At 52.0% G+C, this 22,493-nt stretch carries 21 protein-coding genes; 11 read left to right on the top strand and 10 right to left on the bottom strand.

Annotated features, from left to right (window positions below):
• Window positions 1-26: 26 nt before the first annotated feature.
• On the top strand, window positions 27-1,277 hold the full coding sequence (locus J2I46_RS09155) for a glutamate-5-semialdehyde dehydrogenase (RefSeq protein ID WP_207328698.1): 1,251 nt from the start codon (window positions 27-29) through the stop codon (window positions 1,275-1,277).
• A gap of 10 nt (window positions 1,278-1,287) precedes the next feature.
• Here J2I46_RS09155 and J2I46_RS09150 read toward each other — a convergent pair whose 3' ends face one another.
• From J2I46_RS09150 to J2I46_RS09135, 4 genes are all read right to left on the bottom strand, one after another.
• Window positions 1,288-2,181, bottom strand: coding sequence for a LytR/AlgR family response regulator transcription factor (locus J2I46_RS09150; protein WP_207328697.1), 894 nt, complete (start codon window positions 2,179-2,181; stop codon window positions 1,288-1,290).
• A gap of 15 nt (window positions 2,182-2,196) precedes the next feature.
• Entirely contained in the window at window positions 2,197-2,820 is a 624-nt protein-coding gene (locus J2I46_RS09145) for a rhomboid family intramembrane serine protease (RefSeq protein WP_207328696.1), read from the bottom strand.
• A gap of 64 nt (window positions 2,821-2,884) precedes the next feature.
• Window positions 2,885-3,856 (bottom strand): polyprenyl synthetase family protein, encoded by a 972-nt coding sequence (locus J2I46_RS09140; RefSeq protein WP_207328695.1) that lies wholly within the window; start codon window positions 3,854-3,856, stop codon window positions 2,885-2,887.
• A gap of 364 nt (window positions 3,857-4,220) precedes the next feature.
• Window positions 4,221-5,702 (bottom strand): xylulokinase, encoded by a 1,482-nt coding sequence (locus J2I46_RS09135; protein ID WP_207328694.1) that lies wholly within the window; start codon window positions 5,700-5,702, stop codon window positions 4,221-4,223.
• A gap of 140 nt (window positions 5,703-5,842) precedes the next feature.
• On the opposite strand from J2I46_RS09135, the gene J2I46_RS09130 reads away from it, so the two are divergent.
• Genes J2I46_RS09130 through J2I46_RS09115 form a run of 4 tightly spaced genes read left to right on the top strand, consistent with a single transcriptional unit; the run spans window position 5,843 to window position 9,692 of the window.
• On the top strand, window positions 5,843-6,595 hold the full coding sequence (locus tag J2I46_RS09130; protein WP_207328693.1) for a metallophosphoesterase: 753 nt from the start codon (window positions 5,843-5,845) through the stop codon (window positions 6,593-6,595).
• Window positions 6,596-6,638: 43 nt separating this feature from the next.
• The gene (locus J2I46_RS09125) at window positions 6,639-7,460 is read left to right on the top strand and encodes a thymidylate synthase (protein WP_207328692.1); all 822 of its coding nucleotides are present in this window, start codon (window positions 6,639-6,641) and stop codon (window positions 7,458-7,460) included.
• Between the two features lie 18 nt (window positions 7,461-7,478).
• A complete protein-coding gene (locus J2I46_RS09120) occupies window positions 7,479-8,231 on the top strand; it encodes a hypothetical protein (RefSeq protein WP_207328691.1) in 753 nt (250 codons plus the stop codon).
• Window positions 8,232-8,270: 39 nt separating this feature from the next.
• Window positions 8,271-9,692, top strand: coding sequence for a leucyl aminopeptidase family protein (locus J2I46_RS09115; protein ID WP_207328690.1), 1,422 nt, complete (start codon window positions 8,271-8,273; stop codon window positions 9,690-9,692).
• A gap of 24 nt (window positions 9,693-9,716) precedes the next feature.
• On the opposite strand, the gene J2I46_RS09110 is transcribed toward J2I46_RS09115, so the two are convergent.
• Window positions 9,717-10,700, bottom strand: a complete 984-nt coding sequence (locus J2I46_RS09110; RefSeq protein WP_207328689.1) for a glycosyltransferase family 2 protein — start codon at window positions 10,698-10,700, stop codon at window positions 9,717-9,719.
• Between the two features lie 420 nt (window positions 10,701-11,120).
• On the opposite strand from J2I46_RS09110, the gene J2I46_RS09105 reads away from it, so the two are divergent.
• The 4 genes from J2I46_RS09105 (at window position 11,121) to J2I46_RS09090 (ending at window position 14,725) form a co-directional block, all read left to right on the top strand.
• Window positions 11,121-12,077: a glycosyltransferase family 2 protein gene (locus tag J2I46_RS09105; protein ID WP_207328688.1), complete on the top strand. Its 957-nt coding sequence runs from the start codon at window positions 11,121-11,123 to the stop codon at window positions 12,075-12,077.
• Window positions 12,040-12,633 (top strand): WcaF family extracellular polysaccharide biosynthesis acetyltransferase, encoded by a 594-nt coding sequence (locus J2I46_RS09100; protein ID WP_207328687.1) that lies wholly within the window; start codon window positions 12,040-12,042, stop codon window positions 12,631-12,633. The genes J2I46_RS09105 and J2I46_RS09100 overlap by 38 nt, the downstream gene beginning before the upstream one ends.
• Entirely contained in the window at window positions 12,630-13,397 is a 768-nt protein-coding gene (locus J2I46_RS09095) for a glycosyltransferase family 2 protein (protein WP_207328686.1), read from the top strand. Before J2I46_RS09100 ends, J2I46_RS09095 begins: the two co-directional genes overlap by 4 nt.
• A 107-nt stretch (window positions 13,398-13,504) precedes the next feature.
• Window positions 13,505-14,725 carry a glycosyltransferase family 4 protein gene (locus tag J2I46_RS09090; protein WP_207328685.1) on the top strand — a complete coding sequence of 407 codons (1,221 nt, stop codon included), beginning with the start codon at window positions 13,505-13,507 and terminating at the stop codon, window positions 14,723-14,725.
• A gap of 147 nt (window positions 14,726-14,872) precedes the next feature.
• On the opposite strand, the gene J2I46_RS09085 is transcribed toward J2I46_RS09090, so the two are convergent.
• From J2I46_RS09085 to J2I46_RS09070, 4 genes are all read right to left on the bottom strand, one after another.
• Complete coding sequence (locus J2I46_RS09085) at window positions 14,873-16,573, bottom strand: pyruvate dehydrogenase complex dihydrolipoamide acetyltransferase (RefSeq protein WP_207328684.1); 1,701 nt, start codon at window positions 16,571-16,573, stop codon at window positions 14,873-14,875.
• A gap of 161 nt (window positions 16,574-16,734) precedes the next feature.
• Window positions 16,735-17,859, bottom strand: a complete 1,125-nt coding sequence (locus tag J2I46_RS09080; protein WP_207328683.1) for a lytic transglycosylase domain-containing protein — start codon at window positions 17,857-17,859, stop codon at window positions 16,735-16,737.
• A gap of 271 nt (window positions 17,860-18,130) precedes the next feature.
• Window positions 18,131-18,367, bottom strand: coding sequence for a hypothetical protein (locus tag J2I46_RS09075; RefSeq protein WP_207328682.1), 237 nt, complete (start codon window positions 18,365-18,367; stop codon window positions 18,131-18,133).
• Window positions 18,368-18,443: 76 nt separating this feature from the next.
• Entirely contained in the window at window positions 18,444-19,076 is a 633-nt protein-coding gene (locus J2I46_RS09070) for a DUF4126 domain-containing protein (protein WP_229379664.1), read from the bottom strand.
• Window positions 19,077-19,169: 93 nt separating this feature from the next.
• Between J2I46_RS09070 and J2I46_RS09065 the strand changes: the two genes are divergently transcribed.
• On the top strand, window positions 19,170-20,948 hold the full coding sequence (locus J2I46_RS09065; protein ID WP_207328681.1) for an ABC transporter ATP-binding protein: 1,779 nt from the start codon (window positions 19,170-19,172) through the stop codon (window positions 20,946-20,948).
• Between the two features lie 50 nt (window positions 20,949-20,998).
• Window positions 20,999-22,147 carry an acyltransferase family protein gene (locus J2I46_RS09060; RefSeq protein WP_207328680.1) on the top strand — a complete coding sequence of 383 codons (1,149 nt, stop codon included), beginning with the start codon at window positions 20,999-21,001 and terminating at the stop codon, window positions 22,145-22,147.
• Here the strand turns inward: J2I46_RS09060 and J2I46_RS09055 are convergent.
• On the bottom strand, window positions 22,144-22,491 hold the full coding sequence (locus tag J2I46_RS09055; RefSeq protein ID WP_207328679.1) for a hypothetical protein: 348 nt from the start codon (window positions 22,489-22,491) through the stop codon (window positions 22,144-22,146). The two genes, J2I46_RS09060 and J2I46_RS09055, sit on opposite strands and share 4 nt — an antisense overlap.
• Window positions 22,492-22,493: the final 2 nt, after the last annotated feature.

Raw genomic sequence — 22,493 nt, 5'->3', positions numbered from 1 at the left:
GCAACGTACCTGATATTCTTACCAGTATGACTCCAATTACCCCACTCCTTCAGGCAACTCAGCAGGCCGCCTCAGCCGTTCGGCGCATGAGCAGCGATCAGAAAACAGCCTTGCTCAATCGGCTGGCCGATGTGTTGCTGGCTAATTCAGCCACCATTCTGACCGAAAACCAGCGCGATCTGGATCGGATGCCTGACACAGACAGCAAGAAAGACCGCCTCCGACTGACCGAAGCACGGGTAGCCGATCTGGCCGACAGCCTCCATCAGGTGGCGATGCTGCCCGATCCGGCGGGGGTAGTGCAACTGGAGCGTGAGATAGAACCGGGCCTGACACTCAAAAAACTGTATGTTCCGCTCGGGGTGGTTGGCGTTATTTATGAATCACGTCCGAACGTAACGGTCGATGTAGCGGCATTGTGTCTACGTTCTGGCAACGCGTGCGTACTGAAAGGCGGTAAAGAGGCCGATTGTTCAAACCGGATTCTGGTTAGCCTTATACAACGTGTGCTGATTGAATTTAACGTACCTAAAGAAGCCGTATTGCTGTTACCCCCCGACCGGGCTGTAGTAAACGAGCTGCTTACTGCCACCAGGTACGTCGACATTATTATTCCGCGGGGCTCAGAATCACTGATCAGGTACGTTCGTACCCATTCCCAGATCCCTACTATCGAAACCGGAGCGGGCGTTTGTCATACCTACGTTGAGCAGTCGGCCGATCTGGCCATGGCGGCCCGCATTGTGGTAAACGCGAAAGTATCGCGCCCATCGGTTTGTAATTCCCTTGATGGCGTACTGGTCGACGAAGCTGTTGCGGGTACATTCTTGCCTTTGTTGATCGACGATTTTCTGGCTTATCAGGTCGAAGTGTTTGCCGATGAAACAGCTTATGCTATTCTGGAACAGGCGGGCTATCCGTACCTGCAACCAGCGCAACCCGCCGATTTCGGTCGTGAGTTTCTGGATTTCAAATGCGCGGTAAAAGTCGTTTCGGATATTGACGAAGCCCTCTCGCACATTCAGGCGTATTCGTCGAAACATTCGGAAGCCATTGTTTCAGGCAATCAGACCCTGATTGATCAGTTTTTGACGGAGGTGGATGCGGCGGCCGTATACGCAAACGCATCCACCCGCTTTACCGACGGTGGCTGTTTTGGCCTTGGCGCGGAAATTGGCATCTCGACGCAGAAACTTCACGCCCGCGGCCCGTTTGCGCTCGAAAAACTGGTGACAGAGAAATGGGTTGTTACCGGAACCGGTCAAACTCGGGGGTAAATCTGGCAATTTACTTCAGCCCGGCCACCAGCGTATCGTTATACTTGCGGGCTACCGGCACCGTTAACTGACCATTCAGCAGGTGCAGTTTGTAGCCCTGTGCGTTGCCCGATACCCGGTTTACCCGATCCAGATTGACCACATACGACCGGTGGCACCGCACAAACGGTGTTTCTGTGCCAAGCTGGTTTTCGAGGCGGCTCAGGCTGCTTCGTATCAACTCTTTGGCTATGGTACCATTTTTCTGGTAAAAGACAGTGCAGTAGTTATCGCTCGACTCGATCGCCAGCAGATCATCCCGGTATAGCTGGATCATATCTTTCTCGTTTTCAGCCGTTAGTACAATCTGCTTGTTTACAGGCTTTTGCGGGGCCTCTAAAGTAATCTGATTCACTACATTATCCAGCTGTACAGGTTGCTCTGTCGGCTGCTTGTGCAGCGCCAGGTGGGAAGCCTGCTGCTCGTACTTTCTGAGCTGAATAATGTAATTGGTCAGCACAACACCCACCGTCGGGAAGATACCGAGCAGGAACGTTATGCCAATCGCCCAAAGCCAGCCACCCTGCATCGACAGGCCAACCAGCCAGCTCATATACAATCTATTGGCTATAGCAATAAATAGAATCAGCGTCAGGATCTTGGCGATCTCTTTACCAACCGTCCATCGTTCTTCGGCAAAATAGTGAGGCAGGAGTTTGGTGCCCTGATCGAAGAGAATCATCACCACAGTGGTAACGGCACCAAACCCGAGGACTTTCAGGATTTTATCAGATGTCTGCCAGTCTGAAATACCAAACGGTTGGAACAACAGCAAAAACCCGCCAACGAACGCTCCGATAACCCATTCATTTCCTGCAGATTCAGGAACAGGGTAAGGTTGACGAAGGATTTTAGACAGATTCATCGAGGTAGTCAATAACTAGAAGGGTCTCCAATGTATAACCTGTTCCACAAAGCCGGGAATGGCAGGCGGGTAAGCAATGGCCATAAACACAATGCCAAACAAACCGCCATAGAGGTGAGCATCGTGGTTCACGCCGGTGTTGCCCCGACGGGCAGCATAGTAAGAATAAGCCAGGTAGAGTAACGCAAAAATAAAGCCCGGAATAGGCACCGGAATAAAGAAAAAGTAAATGGGCGTCAGCGGGAAAATCAGGATCGTAGCGAAGATAATGGCCGACACCCCACCCGATGCGCCCAGCGAGTTATAGCCAGGGCTATCCTTATACTTGATCAGCGTTGGAATATCAGAGATGACGATAGCGATCAGGTAAAAACCAACCAAAACAGCGCCGCCAAGTTCACCGAAGAGTTCGCCGAAAATGCGCTCGATCCCCTGCCCGAAAAAGTAGAAACTGAGCATGTTTAAGAATAAGTGGCTCATATCGGCATGCAAAAATCCCGATGTGATCAGCCGGTGATATTCACCTCGCCTTGCCACCGCATACGGATTCATGATCCAGCGATCCATCAGGGCGGGGTTATTCCAGGCCCACAGGCTGATGCCAACGGTAACGGCAATAAGAAGCAGGGTTATCGACATAGTTAGTGTTGTTGGCAGTAGCAGTTGGCAGTTGAGCGTTCTGCCAACTGCTACTGCTTACTGATTAAGATTCCCGCTCAACCAATTGATGAGCGAACGTCAATAGTACGTCTTTACGAGCAGGGTCGGCGGTAATATGCTCTAAATTGGCAAAGCCCTTGGCAAAGTAGTCGGCAATACGGGCTTCCGCCAGTTCGCGAATGCCCAGTTGATCATAAATACTGGTAATCGCATCGACCTTTTCGGCCTTATCAAATTCACTTTGGGTCAACCAGTTGAGCAGTTCGAGACGTACCTGACCGTTGGCGCGTTCCAGTGCTTCGATCAGCAGAAACGTTTTCTTATTGGCAATAATATCGCCACCCACCTGCTTACCAAACTTGGCGGGGTCGCCGTATACATCGAGCAGATCATCCTTCAACTGGAACCCGATACCAATGTTCACGCCGGCATCGTACAGGCATTGCGTACTGACGGGGTCGGCCCCGGCCACAATACCGCCCACTTCCATAGCAAAACCCAGCAGTACCGACGTTTTCAGGCGGATCATATCAATATATTCTGCTTCTGATACCGTATCGAGGCTCTCGAAATTCATATCCATTTGCTGCCCTTCACACACTTCGGCGGCGGTTTTGCTAAACCGGGTCAGCACCTGCCTCAGGTACGTTGGTTCAATGTCGAGCAGTTGTTCGTAGGCTTTCACCAGCATCACATCGCCGGAGAGAATGGCAATATTTGCATTCCACTTTTCATGAACCGTGGGCTGTCCCCGGCGCAGCGGGGCCTGATCCATGATATCGTCGTGCAACAGCGTGAAATTGTGAAATACCTCAACGGCAACGGCCGGTTTCAGGGCTTTCTGCCAATCGTCGGTAAAGAGAGAGGCGGCCAGCAGCGTCATCAGCGGGCGCATGCGCTTGCCGCCAAGGCTCATGATGTACCGGATGGGGTCGTAAAGCTCGGCCGGAGACTGGCCATACGGAGTTTGCTCGAATTGGCGATGTAGCGCGTCAGCTAACTGATTGGGGGTCATTGAATAAAAAGGCCGTTTTGTTTTACGGTCTTGTGTTGGCCACTTAGCAGTCCAAATCGACTGACACAAAACCGTAAATACGAAACCAGACTAAGGGCTTGTTTGCTCAAAAGTAAGCAACAACAGCCAGTTATAATTGGCATAAACAATTGCCAATCTATACTCTCGATCGGCAATTGATTAATGGTGGACGCTGGTTCGAGGTATATACTACCTGGTACTTGCCCAATTTACGTGTTTGACTATGGTGAACTAGGCAACGTTTTTGTCATCCCGACGCCAAGAGGGATCGTGGCGTCGGGATGACAAAAACGTTGCAACCCAAGGTCTACAAATTAACTTGAGAAATCACCCGTCAGCCTCCTTACTGTTTTTCCAGAACGGCCAGCCAGTTGGCGTAAGCTTCCTGATAGGCCTGATGCACGCGTGGGTCCGGATCGAGGGTACGCACTATGCTGAGGCCGCTGAATGCCTCGTCGCGGTTGGCGTAATGCCCCAGGCCGAGACCGGCACCACGGGCTGCGCCCTGTGCGCCGTCGGTATTGTAGAGTTCAACGGCCGCGCCAGACAGGTTGGCAAAGGTGCTGCCAAACAGCGGGCTCAGGAACATGTTGGCCTCGCCCGCCCGAACGGTTTTCAGACCCACGCCTACCTGTTCCATGACTTTAATGCCATAATAGAGGGCAAACACAATGCCTTCCTGCGCTGCCCGCAACATCTGTGGCAACCCATGACGGGTTAGGTTAAGCCCCTGGAAGGTGGCACCCAGATCGCGATTTTCCAATACCCGTTCGGCCCCGTTGCCAAATGGCAAACAAACCAGCCCGTCTGCGCCAACGGGTGCTTTCTGCGCCAACTCGTTCATACTGGCGTAGCTGAGGCTTTTCTGAAACAGCGTATTACGCAGCCAGCTGTTCAGGCTACCCGTGCCATTTACGCACAGCAGAACGCCATAGCGGGGTGCCTCGGGCGTATGATTCACGTGCAGGAACGTGTTCACCCGCGACTGCGGATCAAACTGCGCTTTATCACTCACCCCATACACCACACCCGACGTACCTGCGGTGGCCGCTATTTCGCCCGGCTCCAGTACGTTGAGCGACATAGCATTGTTTGGCTGATCGCCGGCCCGGTACGTTACGGGTATACCAGCCGCCAGGCCGGCCTCGGCTGCAGCGGCAACCGTGAGTCGTCCCTGCTCGCCAAACGTAGGACGAAGCGGCGGCATCAACGCAGTATCGAAGCCATAATACTGCATCAGGAATTCGGCGGGGCGGTTTTCCAGAAAATCCCACATGATACCTTCCGATAAGCCCGAGGCCGTGGTAACGATCTCGCCCGTCAGGCGCGCAGCCAGGTAGTCGCCGGGCAGCATGAAGTGAGCCACGTTGGCGTATACGTCGGGCTGATTTTCTTTCACCCAGGCCAGTTTGGCAGCGGTGAAGTTGCCCGGCGAATTAAGCAAATGACGAAGAACCCGATCCTGCCCAAGCGCCTCAAATGCCCGTTGCCCGTAGGGTACGGCCCGGCTATCGCACCAGATAATGGCGGGCCGCAACACGTTCAGATGAGCATCGGTAACAACAAGGCCGTGCATTTGGTAGGAGATCCCAATAGCCAGTACGTCGGTGGCCTTTGCGTTGGCAGCCTGCATAACGGCCCGGATCGCCTGTGTGGTGTTATGCCACCACAGGTCAGGCTGCTGTTCAGCAAAGCCCGGTTGCGGCGCATCAATGGCCATTTCTACGTCGGGGAAAAAGGCTGAAGCAACAGCGGTGTTCGTGTCGGCGTCTACTAAACAGGCTTTAACAGATGAGCTACCGAGGTCTAATCCAAGAAGAAACATGGGGGTGGTTGTATAAGACCATTCATGGTAATTGTGTGGGCATCCATCGCAACAGCAAGAAATAACCACCCAACGACTACAAATGACTACGTCATGACTATAAAATTAAAATGCTATTTTCGGGTGATTATACCCGCTTCATGCACAAACAAGCAGTTTTTATCGGAGATGTTCACGGTCGCCATCACTGGCAGAGCGTGGTAAAAACCTGGCTCAACCACGCCGACCTGATCGTTTTCCTGGGTGATTATCTGGATACGCACGACCCGAACATGACTACCGATCGGATTGACGCTAATTTCAGAGCCATCATTAAACTGAAACAGGCGCATCCCGACAAAATTAGGCTTCATCTGGGTAACCACGACTTTTATTATTTCTATAATAATCCGATGTTCATCGGGTCGGGTTACCGGGAAGATGCCGCCGATAACTGGCATCACTTGCTTCAGAAACATATCGATCTGTTCAGGCTTGCTTCCCGCTTCGACCAGACACTGGCCAGCCATGCCGGCTTCACTAACTGGTGGATCGAGCAATTCCAGAAAGCATACGAACGGAAGACCCGCCAGCCCCTGGAAATGGATAACCTGGTTCCAACGCTGAATAATTGCCTGAAGATTGTGTCGCCGGATGCGTATACCAATCTGATTGCTACGGTTGGTCTGAAACGCGGTGGCATGTCGCCTTCAGGTGGCCCCATCTGGTGCGACCAGCGCGAACTTCAGGCCGATCCGCTTACCGGTTTCAACCAAACCGTAGGACACACGCCGCAGCCGGGTGGGCATTACACCCAGACACATGCGCCCGGTGGCGAGTGGCTCACGTTCAACGACCTCGGCGAAGCGCCCATAACGCAACCGTTCGTTTTGCTCTACGACAAGGCCGACTAGGCACCAGAATTCGTACTTTTGCCCCTTCAATTCAGACTTACTCATGCAGCAATACCACGACCTGCTTCGTCATATCCTGGCCAATGGGGCGCGTAAAACCGACCGAACCGGCACCGGAACCCTCAGCGTATTTGGTTACCAGATGCGGTTCAACCTTCAGGAAGGCTTCCCGCTGTTAACGACCAAGAAAGTCCATACCAAATCGATCATTCATGAACTGCTCTGGTTCATCAAAGGAGACACCAACATTAAGTATCTGAAAGACAACGGTGTTAGTATCTGGGATGAATGGGCCGATGAAAACGGAAACCTGGGACCGGTCTACGGCAAACAATGGCGCAGCTGGCCCGACCCTTCCGGTGGCAGCATCGACCAACTGTCGGACGTGCTTCGGCAATTAAAAAACTCGCCCGACTCGCGGCGCATGATCGTTACGGCCTGGAACCCGGCTGATATTCCAGACATGGCACTCCCGGCTTGTCATGCCCTTTTTCAGTTTTATGTAGCTCCGCCCGATCCGGAAAAAGGCGAAACACGAAGCAAACTCTCCTGCCAGCTCTATCAGCGCAGCGCCGACGTGTTTTTAGGTGTACCCTTCAATATTGCCTCCTACGCCCTGCTGACGATGATGGTAGCGCAGGAATGCGGGTACGAAGCCCACGAGTTCATCTGGACAGGCGGCGATACACATTTATACAGCAACCACTTAGAGCAGGTAGAAACGCAGTTATCCCGCCAGTTCCGCCCCTTGCCGACCATGCGGCTCAACCCCGGGGTTACTTCTATTTTCGATTTCACCTACGCCGATTTCACCCTGGAGAATTATGACCCGTGGCCGGCAATCAAGGCGCCAGTGGCCGTTTAGTGCTTCATTGTTATACTTATGAATATCCTGCTCATCAAGGTTACGCTGATGCCTTTTGTGATTGGTCTGGTAACCCTGGTTAGTCGGAGATGGGGAAATAAAGCGGGTGGGCTCATTGCCAGCCTGCCGTGGATAGCAGGGCCAATTCTGCTCTTTCTGATTCTCGAACAGGGCAAATCGTTTGGTATTCGGGCCGTGCCGGGCATTCTGATTGGCATTGCTTCGCTGATTGGTTTCTGCCTGTGCTATGCCTGGCTAGCCCCGCGCTTAGCTGGTATCTGGACGCTTCTGATTGCCTATATCGTCTTTGTGGCGATCGCGCTGCTGTTCACCAGCATCAACCTCCCGCTGGTTCCCTGCTACGTGCTCATCATGATCAGCGTGGTGCTGGCCCTGCGTTTTTTTCCGGTCCCGGTGATGGGCGAATCAACGGTAAAACGACTACCGTACGATGTGCTTATCCGGATGGTCGTGGCAACACTGTTCGTGATCGGCATTACCGGCCTAGCCACCGCGTTAGGCCCAACCTGGAGCGGTATCCTAACGCCGTTTCCGATCATCACCTCGATTCTGGCCGTTTTTACGCATTACCTCCAGGGTAGTGGTGCTGCCATAACTACCCTACGCGGAATTGTAATGGGGCTATTCGGTTTCACCACCTTCTTATTCCTCCAGGCGTTTCTTCTTCCGGCCTTTTCAATCGGCGAATCTTTTTTTTACGCGTTACTCATCAACGGAGCGATCAATGTACTCGTCAGCAAAACAGTATGACCGAACGTACCTGACAGCTGACTCACGACTTATCTCCCTATGCAGATTCATCTTCATACTACAGCCCCAACAACTACAGCCACGATATGGCCATTACTGAAAGAGCAACCATTACCCGAACAGGTGCAGGCGGCTCAGGGCGACTTCAAGGGCGACCTGAACGAAACCCAACTGGTATATAGTGCCGACGGGCAGAAGCACTGGCTCCTCGGCCTTGGCGAAAAGCCTTCGAGTCACGATTACCTGCGTGCCATCAGAAAGCTGACCTATACCCAGAAAAGTAAATTTCCGGCCGCTGTTTCGCTAAACCTGACCGGCTTGCCAGTAGACGCCATAGAGGCCATTGTGCTGGGTACGTTAGGCGGGGGATACAACCTGAAACTATACCACACCACTACGCCAGAGGTTAGTCCATTTTACAGCCAGCTCGGCCAATTGAACCTGACGGTAGCAGCGGCAGACCGTGAAGCAGCTCAGCAAGCCATTGACCGCGCCACCATTATCTGGGAAGCCCAAAAGGCGATGCTTGACCTGATGAATGCACCGTCGAACTACAAAACGCCGCAGGTACTGGCCGATTGGGCCGTAGCGTCGGGACGTACCTATGGTTACAGTGTCACCGTTATGGATCATGACGAACTGGCCCGTCTGGGATACAATGCCCTGTTGAGCGTTGGGCAAGGCAGCGAAAATCCACCGATGATGCTGGTACTTGATTACAACCCCGCCAACGCCACCGGATCGACGGTAGGCCTGGTGGGCAAAGGCGTAACCTTCGATACTGGCGGTATCTCGATCAAGCAGTCGACGAATATGCACCTGATGAAAAGCGATATGGGTGGAGCTGCCGCTGTACTGGGTACGTTGGAAGTCGCTGCCCGGCTAAAACTTCCCCGGCGTGTGGTAGGGGTGGTACCAACAACCGAAAACGTGGTCGATGGCATGGCCACAAAGCCCGGCGATGTCATCACCTCGTACCTCGGCAAGACCATCGAGATCATCGACACCGACGCCGAAGGCCGCGTTATATTGGCCGATGGACTAGGCCACATGATTCGCCACATTCAGCCCGACGTGTTGATCGATCTGGCCACGCTCACGGGGAATGTTATTGCCGCGCTGGGGTATCAGGCTGGCGGATTATTCACCCAAAACGACGAGTTGTCGGCGCAGTTACAGGCATCGGGCGACCGTACCGGCGAGCGGCTCTGGCGGCTTCCCCTTTGGGACGTCTATAAAGATGATCTGACCTCGGATGTGGCCGACGTGAAGAATTACAGCGGCAAGCCCATCAACGGGGCCATTGCAGCGGCTAAATTCCTGGAAGTATTCACAGAAAAACACCCGGCCTGGGCGCACCTCGATATTGCGGGTATGGCTTTCGCCGACACGGAATTTGGCCAGCAGAAGAACGCCACCGCTTTTGGTATTCGCCTCCTTATCGACTTTTTAACGCGATGAACACGGTACCGTGAATACGTACCTCTATAAATACAACACCCGGTATTTAACGGAGCCGTATAGTCGCCAGAAGACCGATAAAAACGGTATGGCCACTGCCGTGAGCATATCCTCCTTCAACGCCTCCCACGTACCTGATTCTGAACCGGTAGGCCAACGGTTAACAGCCAGCCAAGCCGTCAGGCCCACATAGATGATTGCACTTGTCAGCAAGAGAGGAACGTACCCAACAGCCGCCGCAACCAACACAATAGCCAGGCTGATAATGGTTGTGTAATACCGTAGCACCATCACCTCGTCGCGGGGAATTCGTTGGCGAAACAAGTCAGGATGACGTTTGTAGAGCAGCGCATCGTACCGGTTCTGCCGTTCATTGGTCAATACGGCATACCGATTAGCAACCCGGAATGAACGAACAACAACAGCTTCAGGGCATTTCAGAATCGGTATGCCGATTTCGAGCAATTTAAATTGAAGATCAGCGTCAACGCGCCAGGCCAGATCAAACGATTCTTCGAAACCTCCCGCCCGCTGCAAAGCCCCTGTCTGGCAAAAGCAGTTCGCCGCCAAAAAATCGCTGGATTCAACTATGCGATTTACTACGCGCCGCGCACCTGCCTGCCGAATAGGCAGCGTGGTACGAACCGTACCCGTCACCACCTGTGCGCCGCGCATGAACATTCGTTGAGCCACCAGCAACCAGCCGGGTTGTGGCACGCAGTCATCGTCGGTAAAGGCAATGTATTGTCCCCGTGCGGCTCGCCAGCCCCGGTTTCGAGCGGCAGCCAGCCCCATTGGGTGAGGCTGCGCCAGATAACGGATTTCGATATGGTGGCGATGGGCAAACGAGTGCACCAGTGATGCCGTTTCGGCATTATTGGCGTCGTCAACAACAACAATCTCAAACTGATTACGAGTCAGTTGCTGCTGGGCAATAGCCTCTAAGCAGTTTGGTAACAAAGCAGAATGATTACCTGTGGGAATCACCACAGTAAAATACGGGTTCATAGTGGTTGAGCGGGCATTGGATGTAGCTAAAGCAGGCAATAGGCATGCCGGATTAGTTATCCATAAACGTTTCGCCAATTTACTTCGCCAAAACGTGCGTAAAATCTGAGTCAATGGTTCATCATCGATGAATTTTAACTTGATAACTACTTGGCGGTTTTGCCTAAAACACCTTTCCAGGTAGTAAAAACAAGCGGATCAGGCTACATTATTGACAGACATGATACACAAATAGTACTAGCCAATTACCCAATGAAGAGAAGAACGCGCAGTCGTACTTCATAAAGTGATATTTTTGAGCTAAAATTGCATTGTTATTTTCGCTGGAAACGTGATGGCTGTCTGTCCATTTTTTTGATTGCTCAGATAAACATCTATCCGAACAGCAATGCGTTTCTGCTTTTCCCTAACTAGTCTTCTATGAGCGGCTTGTCCGTAATTATTCTAACGCACAACGAGGAAAAGCACATTGCCCGCTGCTTAGCCAGCCTGCACCCTATCACCAGTCAGGTCTTTATCGTTGACTCGTTCTCAACCGACCGGACGGTAGAAATTGCTCAGGAAATGGGGGCGGTTGTCGTGCAGAACCCCTGGTCAACGTACGCCGTTCAGTTCAACTACGGGATTACCCATACGCCATTCCGCAGCTCATGGCTCATGCGGATGGATGCCGACGAATACATTCTACCCGAGTTGGCTACCGAGATCAACCAACGGCTGGCAACTATTCCTTCAGACGTTAGCGGTGTATACGTAAAACGGCGGGTTATGTTCATGAACCGCTGGATCAAACACGGCGGCTACTACCCTATCTGGCTACTCCGGCTGTGGAGACAAGGACAGGGTATCTGCGAACAAACATGGATGGATGAGCATATTAAGCTGAATGACCAGGATGATTCGGGCAACAACGTACCCGGTCACGGGACCGCTGCCAAAACGATCCGGTTTGATCATGATCTGGTAGACCACAACCTCAATAACCTGACCTGGTGGACGCAAAAGCACAATAATTACGCCACTCGCGAGGTTATCGACCTGTTGAACATCCGGTACAATTTCGACAATACGGTACGGGTAGCTCCCCGTTTATTCGGCGCGCAGGAAGAACGCAAACGCTACCTGAAAGAGCGCTATGCTTCGTTGCCGCTATTTACGCGCCCCATTATTTACTTCCTGTTCAGGTACATTGTCCAGTTCGGCTTTCTGGACGGGCGAAAAGGATTTGTCTGGCATTTTTTGCAGGGCCTCTGGTATCGTTTTCTGGTTGATGCCAAGCTGATGGAGGTCTACAATCGGGCCGGTTATGACAAAGATGCCATTATTGCTTATTTTAAAGATGAGTACGGAAGAGACCTCACCACCGGTGTTCGGTAACCGGCAGGGGCAGACAGACCTGTCGCGGTATAACAACGACTGGTTTCGGCCCGGACCACGCTGGAAAATTCTGCTCTGGCATTTCACCAACGCGTGGCTTTTCAATTCATACGCTCCGCTTCCATCCAGTGTAAAAGTCAGTCTTCTACGGTTATTTGGTGCCAGAGTGGGGGCAGGCGTCATGGTAAAACCGGGCGTTAACATTAAATATCCCTGGTTACTTTCAATTGGTGATCACGTCTGGATTGGCGAAGGTGTCTGGATTGATAATCTAACGAATGTGACTATTGGTAGCCACGTGTGTCTCTCTCAAGGCGCTATGCTACTCACGGGCAATCATGACTACCGATCAGCAACATTCGATCTGAACGTGTCGGCTATTACTCTCGAAGACGGTGCCTGGATCGGAGCTAAAGCTACTGTTTGTCCTGGTGTCTTAGTGAAATCACACGCTGTTCTGGCGGTTGGTTCTGTTGCTGCCCGACCATTAGACGCGTATACCATTTATCAGGGCAACCCGGCGGTGGCCGTCCGTAAACGCCAGATTGATATATGACGGTTTCAATTATCACAGTGGTCTACAACGGAGCCGACACGATTGCTGACGCGATAGACTCGGTACTTGGTCAGACCTACCCGATGATTGAATACATCATCATTGATGGCAATTCAACAGATGGTACACAGGCCATCATAGCTGGATACGGCAACCGGATCAGCCAATTTGTCTCTGAGCCTGATAAAGGATTATATGATGCCATGAACAAAGGCATACAACGGGCAACAGGCGATATCATCGGTATACTGAATGCCGACGATCTGTACCGTCATACCGAAGTCATCAGTCGAATCGTAGATACGTTCAGCCAATATCAGGCAGATGCAGTGTATGGCGACCTTGTTTACTCCCAACGTGAGTCGCCGGAACGGATCATGCGCTATTGGCGGGCAGGTACGTATAGGCCGGGGGCTTTTCTGCGCGGTTGGATGCCCCCTCACCCTACATTTTTTGTTAAGTCTAATGTGTACCAGCAGCATGGCTACTTTACCACCACCCTGCGCTCTGCTGCTGACTATGAATTGATGTTACGCTTTGTGCATAAACACCAGATCCAGATTGCCTACCTCAACGAAGTTGTTGTTGTTATGCGGCTGGGTGGCGTTAGTAACAGTAGTCTGACAAACCGACTGCGCGCCAATCGCGAGGATCGGGTTGCCTGGCAGATGAACGGAATCAGGCCCGGCTGGTTCACATTATGGCTCAAACCACTGCGCAAAATCGGGCAATTCTGGCAACGAAAACACCCGACCGTTCGATAAGCGCCAGTCAAACATTGGTCAGAGCAGCTTGTCATTAACATAAAAAGTACAATTTTTGTAGCTTGAGTACTAGTGATTAAGTACCAACACACAGCCTCCCACTCTACATGAATCCTGATCTACTACTTGCCTACATACAGCAGAAGCTGGCAGAGGCGGCCTTCCAGCAAGGCCTCTACCATGCTATAATGGCTTTCCTGGTGGCTAGTTTCGTTGCTGTTGTGTCTATTCCGGTGATCATCAAAATCACGGAAATGAAATCGCTGATGGAGAGTCCTGACGATGCCCGTCGTGCTCACAAAGTGCCTACCCCCACTTTTGGCGGCGTCGCTATCTTCGCGGCCGTGTTGATTAGCTACTTCATCTGGCCCATAAGCGACCAGCATGACCTATATTGTACAAACCTATCGATCGTTGGTGCGTCTATCCTGTTTTTCATCGGTATGAAAGACGATCTGGTTGGCATAGACCCTAACAAAAAGATCCTTTTCCAGTTATTAAGCGCTTGTAGCCTGATCTTTCTGGGCGATCTGAAGCTGGATTACCTCTACGGTATTTTGGGGTTCCACCACATTGCCGATGTGGTTAGTATAGCCTTGACCTGTTTTGTCTTCATTGCCCTCACCAACGCGATCAACCTGATCGATGGAATCGATGGTCTGGCTGGCGGCATCGCCACAATAGCCAGTCTCACCTTTGGGAGCTGGTTTCTTCTCTCAGAACATTATGCTATGGCTACGATGGCCTTTGCCCTGTCGGGCGGTCTGGTTGGCTTTCTCCGGTTCAACTTCTCAAAAACCAGCAAGATCTTTATGGGCAACACAGGCTCGCTGCTGATCGGCTTTTTCCTGGCCTTCTTTGCGGTGCGTTTTGTAAACCTCAACGCCGCCTACCGGTTTGAGCCACGGGCGTTCTTTAATGCGCCGATCATTGCTATCGTTGTGTTGATTGTGCCCATCTTCGATACGTTGCGGGTGTTTATGGTACGGCTGCTTAATGGCAAATCGCCTTTCTCAGCTGACCGAAACCACATGCATCATATTCTGCTCGATAACGGCCTGACACATGCTGGTGCTACAATGGTTTTGTGCGGCGCCTCACTCCTGAACACGCTATTGTTCCTTTTTCTACATCAAAATATCTCGAACACCTTCTCGCTGATCATTCTGATCGGCTCGTTCTTTATCTACCTGTTCATCGGTTCGATGCTCAAAATGAGGGCGGTGTATGTTTCTACACACCCCCGCCGACGCATTGCCGCACTCCGGCGCGAATTCCAGAGCGCTATTACAGGCCGCGATGGCCGCCGAATCACCGATCTGCTTTAATAGAGTAGTACTCGTTGACTGGTCATTCGCTACACTATCATTCGTGTAGTGATTTACAGCAGCAGCAATGAATGACTTTCGTCTTAACAAAGAAAGCCAGCCCGGATTATCTGGGCTGGCTTTCTTTGTTAAGACGAAAGTCGGATGCTAAACAAGCATCTTCATTGGATCTTCCAGGAAGCCTTTCAACGACTGCAGGAAGGCAGCCCCAGTTGCTCCGTCTACCACGCGGTGGTCGCAGGATAGCGTCACTTTCATTACGTTTGCGGGCTTCGGCGTTTCGCCGTCGAATACGACTGTTTGTTTGATAGCGCCAACAGCCAGAATGCACGAGTCGGGCGGATTGATAATGGCGGTGAATTCTTCGATACCAAACATGCCCAGGTTCGAGATCGAGAAGGTGCTTCCCTCCCAATCTTTAGGCTGTAGTTTCTTGTCTTTCGCTTTACCAGCCAGCACTTTTACTTCGCCCGCAATAGTCGACAGTGTTTTCTGATCCGCATTACGGACAACTGGCACCAGTAGACCTTCATCTACGGCTACAGCAACACCAATGTTCACGTAGCTGTACTTCCGAATTTTATCGCCTAACCACGATGAGTTTACATTCGGGTGCAGTTTCAATGCCAGCGCCGATGCTTTGATCACGAAATCGTTGAACGACACTTTCGCCGTAGCCACCGCATTCACCTGTCCACGTAACGCCATCGCCTTATCCATGTTGATTTCCATGGTCAGGTAGAAGTGCGGTGCGGTGAACAGGCTCTCGCTCAGTCGGCGGGCAATTGTCTTCCGCATTTGGCTCACAGGTACGTCCTCGTACTCGCCAGCCGGTACAGGAGCCGCTGGTTGCGGGGCCGGAGCAGCAGCAGGGGCCGGAGCAGCCTGTGGTTGTGGGGCAGGTTTCGCCGCGGCTGGTGCAGCCTGTGGACTGAACGACTCAACATCTGCTTTAACGATACGTCCCTCAGGGCCAGTACCCTGAACCTGCTGTAGATTGATGCCTTTCTGTTCAGCAATCGCTTTAGCCAGTGGCGACGCTTTCACTCTACCGTTCGCTTCGTGACCATTGGTTGCCGGAGCAGCAGCCTGCGCAGGTGTTTCAGCAGGCGCAGGTACGTTTGCTGGCTGCTCGGCGGGGGCAGCTGCGTTACCATCACCATCAATCAATACTTTGAAATTGGCACCCTTCTCACCAACAACGGCGATAACGGCATCTACGGCAACAGAATCACCTTCCTTAACACCAACATACAGCAGCGTACCTTCTTCGTAAGCCTCAAGGTCCATGGTAGCCTTATCGGTTTCCACTTCAGCCAGTACGTCGCCCGATTTTACGGTATCACCTTCTTTTTTGTGCCAGGCCACGATGGTACCTTCCGTCATGGTGTCACTCATTTTAGGCATCCGGATCACCGTTGCGTTAACGGCCTCGGCGGGGGCAGCTGATATGGCTTTCGGATCAGCCATATTGGTATTTACCTGAGCGGGGTCAGCCTCTTTAGGGGCCGGATTATCGGCAGGCTTAATCGTCTCTTCTGCCTTAGGGGCGGGAGCTGCTTCGACACTGCCACCCGAATTGCCGGATAACAACGCCTGGAAATCTTCGCCCTGCTGCCCAATAACAGCAATGATGCCATCAATCGGAACGGCTTGGCCCTTCTCTACGCCAATAAAGAGTAACGTACCTTCATCATAGGCTTCAAGGTCCATAGTGGCCTTGTCAGTTTCTACTTCAGCCAGTACATCGCCCGATTTTACGGTATCGCCTACTTTTTTATGCCATTCTGCGATCACACCTTCAGTCATGGTGTCGCTCATTTTGGGCATTCGGATTAATTCTGCCATATACAATCAGGGAGATTCAACGTATCAACAACGGAGCGTCAAAATTAGCTGAAAAAAGGGTTTAAAGTTTACTGTCTAAATGGCAAAGACCACGGCAGCCACTTTATATGTGGTAATGCGTGGTCTTTCCTATTCAGACGATAAACGTTGAACCCTTTTTCTTATACCCACTCCCAGCGGTGGCGAGGGCGACGACCCGTTCCGGGTGTTTGGCGGAGGAAGCGGGGGCGGCGGAACCGAAGCACCATCAGGCCAAGCAATTTTGGTACTGGCTGACCTTTTTGTTCGCGTGTCAGGTCTGTTGAGCCCGAAATTGGGTCGGCACTGGCATAGCTTGCCGCAGCCAGCAGAATATCCGCCAGTGAGGGTGCACTCAGAAATGATTCACCTGTACGGGGGCCCCAGGCCGGATCGATATTCTCGATAGCGGCCAGTTCAGAGTCGTCACCAACGGCAGAAACCGATGAATTGGTGGTGCCGGGCAAGGCCTTTAACTTACTGGGCAGCGGGCGAGTTAAATACCCAATCACGTCGCTGGAAAGCAACATTTTATATTGCTGCGGATTTGTCAGCAATTCTTTGTAGGCCAATACCCGATATAGGTACGTACTGGTTTCGCGGTACAGTTTCAGGCTGAAATAATTGTTTTCCCGCTGCTGAATCATACTACGCTGTATGTGGCCAAGCCCACTGTTGTAGGCGGCAGCTACCAACGCCCACGAGCCCAGCTCCTGGTGAAGGTCGCGCAGTAAACGGCAAACAGCGGCCGTTGACTTTGCCAGGTCGTAGCGTTCGTCAATCTCGCCATTGACGATCAGCCCCAGATCGCGGGCTGTTTGTGGCATCATCTGCCAGTAGCCAGATGCACCCTTCGGCGAAACGCAGTCGTTAACCAGTGCGCTTTCGGCAAGTGGAATGTACCGGAAATCGGCGGGAATATTAAACTTACGCAGAATCGGGTCGATAACTGGGAAGAATACAGCTGCCCGTTTCCGGATGATGTACAACTCCTCACGTTGCGACTGGCACTGCATTAATGTACGCATCCATTGGCGCGATACATATGAGTTATCAATGGGAACAGCTTCCCCACAAAAATAGATGGGAACGAACCGACGATTTGTGTCGGCGTTCAGCATGAGGGGCGTATTTAATTGACTCGAAATCGCCACCGAATTGTCGGACTGTCGGCTGGTATCAACGGGCATGCCCGGTTCGTTCAGCGCGGGAGCAAAGGTCGGTTTGACCAGTGCCATCAGAGCAGAGAATCCTACGGTTTTTATCAAAATAGAATGTATTTGTTGACAATCAAAACATTTAGGCAATTACCAATAACTGATATAATGCAAAAATGACAGACTGCAAAAATACCTAATTTTGCGCGATCCTCCTATTCCTTGCTCTACGAATTATCCAATGGCCAATCGGCTCAACCTAAGAAAAACCCAATTTTATTAGTTTCCGGTAGCCAAAACAACGCTTTATCCCCAGCATTAGCCAAATCTGCGACGTGATTATATTGATTTAGCGGATCCGGAAAAATTCCAATTTGGCCACTTAATCTACGCCCTGATCAGTCACAAATTCCTGCTCGCCAATGCGGTCTGTAGTTGGCTGGCCTGATTCGTTTTCGGCCGTCTCATCGTGGCCATTCGTTACCAGATTTGGGTCTAAACCAGCCTCCTGGGTGCCCTCTTTTTCGGTATCGCCGTGTTGCTGATTGCGGGCCATTGTGCCCACTACGCCCTGGTTCTGGTCTTCGCCGGGTTCATAATCCATCGGTTCATTTTCCATAAACATTGAGATTTTGTTTTAGCTATAACTGCAGGTACGTCCAAAGGTTACGGAAACGTAAGAACGTTATGCGGGCTCAATGCCTACCATTGCTGCTACGCGGAAACTGGTCGAGGGGGTTACCCGGCTGTTTGGGAGTGGCCCTGGTGAATCTCAATTTCCGTCGACCTAATATCCGCACGACGACGAAGATTAACAGACATACAATGAGAGCAAAAGCAAACAAAGGCAAGAAGACCGTCAGAATTGATAGCCCCAGCGAAGCCGCGTTTTCGCCCGTTGCTACTACCGGATTAGCCAGTCCGCCTGTAGTAGTAGCGGAACCGAGGCGTAATAAACTGGTACCGGCCTGTATTAAACCGGCGGCCCCGCCTCCCAACATAAGGCTCAGCGCCCAGCGAACCATTTCGTCATTGACCCGCAGGAAAGATGTCGACATTAACGTACCTGCCACAATAGCTACTGGCATGGCAACGGTGTCGAGTAAATTATCGAGCCAGGGAATATAGTAAGCCCCCAACTCAAAAGCAGTAGCGATGCACAAGCCGATGATGGCCGTCCAGCTACCTATAAATTCATAACCGGGCATAGGGCCGATTAAGCCCAATTTTGTACCCAAAGCAGCGATCAGCATGGGGACAAAAACCCGAAATCCGCAGCAGGCTGCCAGCCCCAGGCCCACACATGCACCCATTATCCAGTCTATCATGATCGTATCGTAGAAGTAGTTTCCTGAACTTGATAACTCAATATTGCTGTTAGTGGTGAGACGAACGAGCTGTTATGTCGAAATTTTTTCCCAGTGAGCGACGAAAAGAAGAGTGGCGAATTGCCGGCAGCCGGCCGACTATTTGATATAGCTATCCTGAAACGGCTTTATGCGTTTGTGCGACCTTATCAGGCCCGTTTCTATTTGCTGGTAGGTGTCATCCTGCTTGGCGCTTTGTTAGCGCCGGTTACACCACTGCTCATCCGGCGTACGATTGACACCCAAATTGCCAGTTCCGATTATTGGGGGCTTACCGTTATGCTTAGCCTTATGGTGGGCGTGCTGGTTATTCAGGCCTTTATTCAGTTTGCCAATGCCTACCTTTCCGGCTGGATGGGGCAGCACGTTATCCGTGATATTCGGGTGCAGCTTTACAGCAAAATCCTTGGCCTTCGCCTGAAATTCTTCGACAACACCCCAATTGGCCGGTTAGTAACGCGCACCATCTCTGATATTGAAACCCTGGCCGATGTCTTTACAGAAGGTATGGCGGCTATTGCGGGAGATATTCTTCAGCTCGTTCTGATCATCGGCGTTATGTTTTACACCGATTGGCGGCTGGCAAGCATCAGCCTGTCTATGGTGCCGTTGATGTTGTTCAGCACATACGTTTTCAAAGAGAAAATCAAGGCCTCGTTCAATGAGGTTCGTACGGCCGTAGCCAACCTGAACGCCTTTGTTCAGGAACACATCACAGGCATGAACATCGTACAGATTTTCAACAGTGAACATATTGAAACGCAGAAGTTTCGGGCCATCAATGAGGTTCATCGGAAAGCCAATATCCGTTCAATCTGGTACTACTCCATCTACTTCCCGGTAGCCGATATTCTGGCCGCCGCTGGTACGGGTCTGGTAGTCTGGTATGGAGCGCGTGAGATTCTGAATGAGCAGGTTACTTTTGGTACCGTTACGGCGTTTGTGATGTTCATTAACCTGTTCTTCCGCCCTATTCGTATGCTGGCCGACCGGTTCAATACGCTGCAAATGGGCATTGTCAGCGCCGATCGCATATTAACGCTGCTCGATAGCGACGATTATACCGTTAATGACGGTGATTATGCGCCAGCCAAACTTCGGGGCGATGTATCATTTCAGAACGTATGGTTCGCTTACAACGACGATAATTATGTATTGAAAGACGTATCGTTTGAGGTACGTGCCGGCGAAACAGTGGCTTTTGTTGGTGCCACAGGAGCAGGCAAATCGTCGATTATTAACTTGTTGAGCCGTTTCTACGATATCAATCAAGGGAAGATCACCATTGATGGGCATGATGTTCATGAGTATGAACTGGCCGCATTACGGCGTCAGATTGGCGTGGTATTGCAGGATGTATTTCTCTTCTCAGACACCATCGAAAACAACATCACCCTGGGCGACCCGGCCATTAGCCGCGAACAGATCATTGAGGCAGCCAGGCTGGTGGGTGTTCATGACTTCATTATGCAGTTGCCTGGTGGCTACGATTACAACGTGCAGGAACGGGGCGCAACGCTATCGGTTGGCCAGCGGCAGCTCATCTCGTTTGTCCGGGCTATGGTGCAGAACCCCCGCATTATTGTGCTCGACGAGGCGACTTCGTCGGTAGACACAGAAACGGAAGAAATGATTCAGGACGCAATCAGCAAACTTATGCGCGGCCGTACGGCCATTGTAATTGCCCACCGATTGAGTACGATTCAAAAAGCCAACCAGATTATTGTTGTCGATAAAGGCGAAATTAAAGAGCAGGGAACCCATGAGCAGCTATTGCAACAGGAAGGATTTTACGCCAACCTGTACCGGATGCAGTACAAAGAAATTGCCTAATGTCGCTGACGCGTTAGTTTAGCAGCGATTACCAGCCGTAATTTTACATCATGGGTTTGCTTAAAGTATTGCTGGCGGCAATGGTCGTTTTTGTCCACGCGGGGCAGCTCCCCGGTTTTCCAACCATGGGGGGTAGCATTGCCGTTCAGGCCTTCTACATCATATCAGGCTTTTATATGGCCCTGATCCTGAACGAGAAATACGTTGACCAGCCCCACGCCTACCGCCTCTTCCTGACCAACCGGGTGCTGCGGCTGCTGCCCATCTACTACGTCGTGGTGGGCCTCACCCTGCTGGTGGCCCTGGTGATGACGATCACCTTAGGAGAGCCCAGGATGGAATTCTTCCAGGCTATTCGCACTAATGGTAACCGCCTTGCGCCCTCTACCAGCGCCTTGTTACTAATTACTAACCTGACCCTGGTTGGCCAGGACTGGCTCAGTTTTCTGACTGTCAGCCCGGCCACAGGTACGTTGGTGTTCACCGGCGATTTTAGCCATGCGTGGATCAATTTGAACAGCTTTTTGGTGGCCCACCCCTCCTGGACGGTGGGTCTGGAGCTGACCTTCTACCTGATAGCCCCCCTGCTGGTGCGACGACCCCTCTGGGTCATGGTCCTGGTCATGACCCTCTCCATTGCCATCCGAGCCGCCCTGCGCTACTTCGCCCACCTGGACTCCATGGCCTGGACCTACCGATTCTTCCCCGCCGAGTTGCTCTACTTCCTGGCGGGCGGGCTGGCCTACAAAGCCTACCGGCACCTCAAAAACAGAACACTGCCCGGTTGGCTATGCCCGGCGGCCATCGCCATCGCCCTGCTCTACACGGCCTTCTTCGGGCTGATCCACCAGCAGCTGACCCAGCAGGGAGTGCCCGGCGGGCTCTCCTCGGCCGTCTACCGGCTGGTCATCACCGCCACCCTGCCCCTGGTCTTCATCGGCAGCAAGCACAACAAGTTCGATGCCAGCATCGGGGAGTTGTCTTACCCCCTCTATCTGGTCCATTTCCTGGTCTGGGAGACGCTGGGGGCCTGGCATATCGGGGGGGCCTACATCAACCTCTACACACTGGTCATCGCCACGGGGCTGGCCTACGGCATCAACCAGCTGGTGGGCCAGCCCATCGAACAACTCCGCCAGCGGATATTCAACAAAAATTCACCAAAGAAACCAGTTGCCAGCCGACGTATGGTGGTTTAGCGGTCATTGGTTAGCTGCTCTTCCTCATCTTCAGGGCCAGCGCCGGTAATGCCTTCGCTAGTTAGTTTCTGCGGCTCACCAACGGGCGGAGCTGCGGGCGGAGCGCCAGCCATACCAACGCCACTTCCATCGAGGGCATAGGCCAGGGCATTGGCTAAGTCGTCTTCCGGTCCTGTTCCTTCTTCAGCCGTTGGCTTTTCAAGGCCAGACGGGTTTACGTCATCAGGTACGTTCGTTTCCTGCTCATTGGTTTGGTCAATTACCTGCTCGTCGGCATCAGGATCCTGTTCCATTCCTGTGGGTACGTTGCTCAGGTCTCTATCATTAGTTGGGTGGTTTTCCATAA

Source organism: Fibrella forsythiae, assembly GCF_017353175.1.
GTDB lineage: Bacteria > Bacteroidota > Bacteroidia > Cytophagales > Spirosomataceae > Fibrella > Fibrella forsythiae.
Note: the sequence above shows the minus strand (reverse complement) of the source record. Positions and strands in the feature narration are given on the sequence as shown.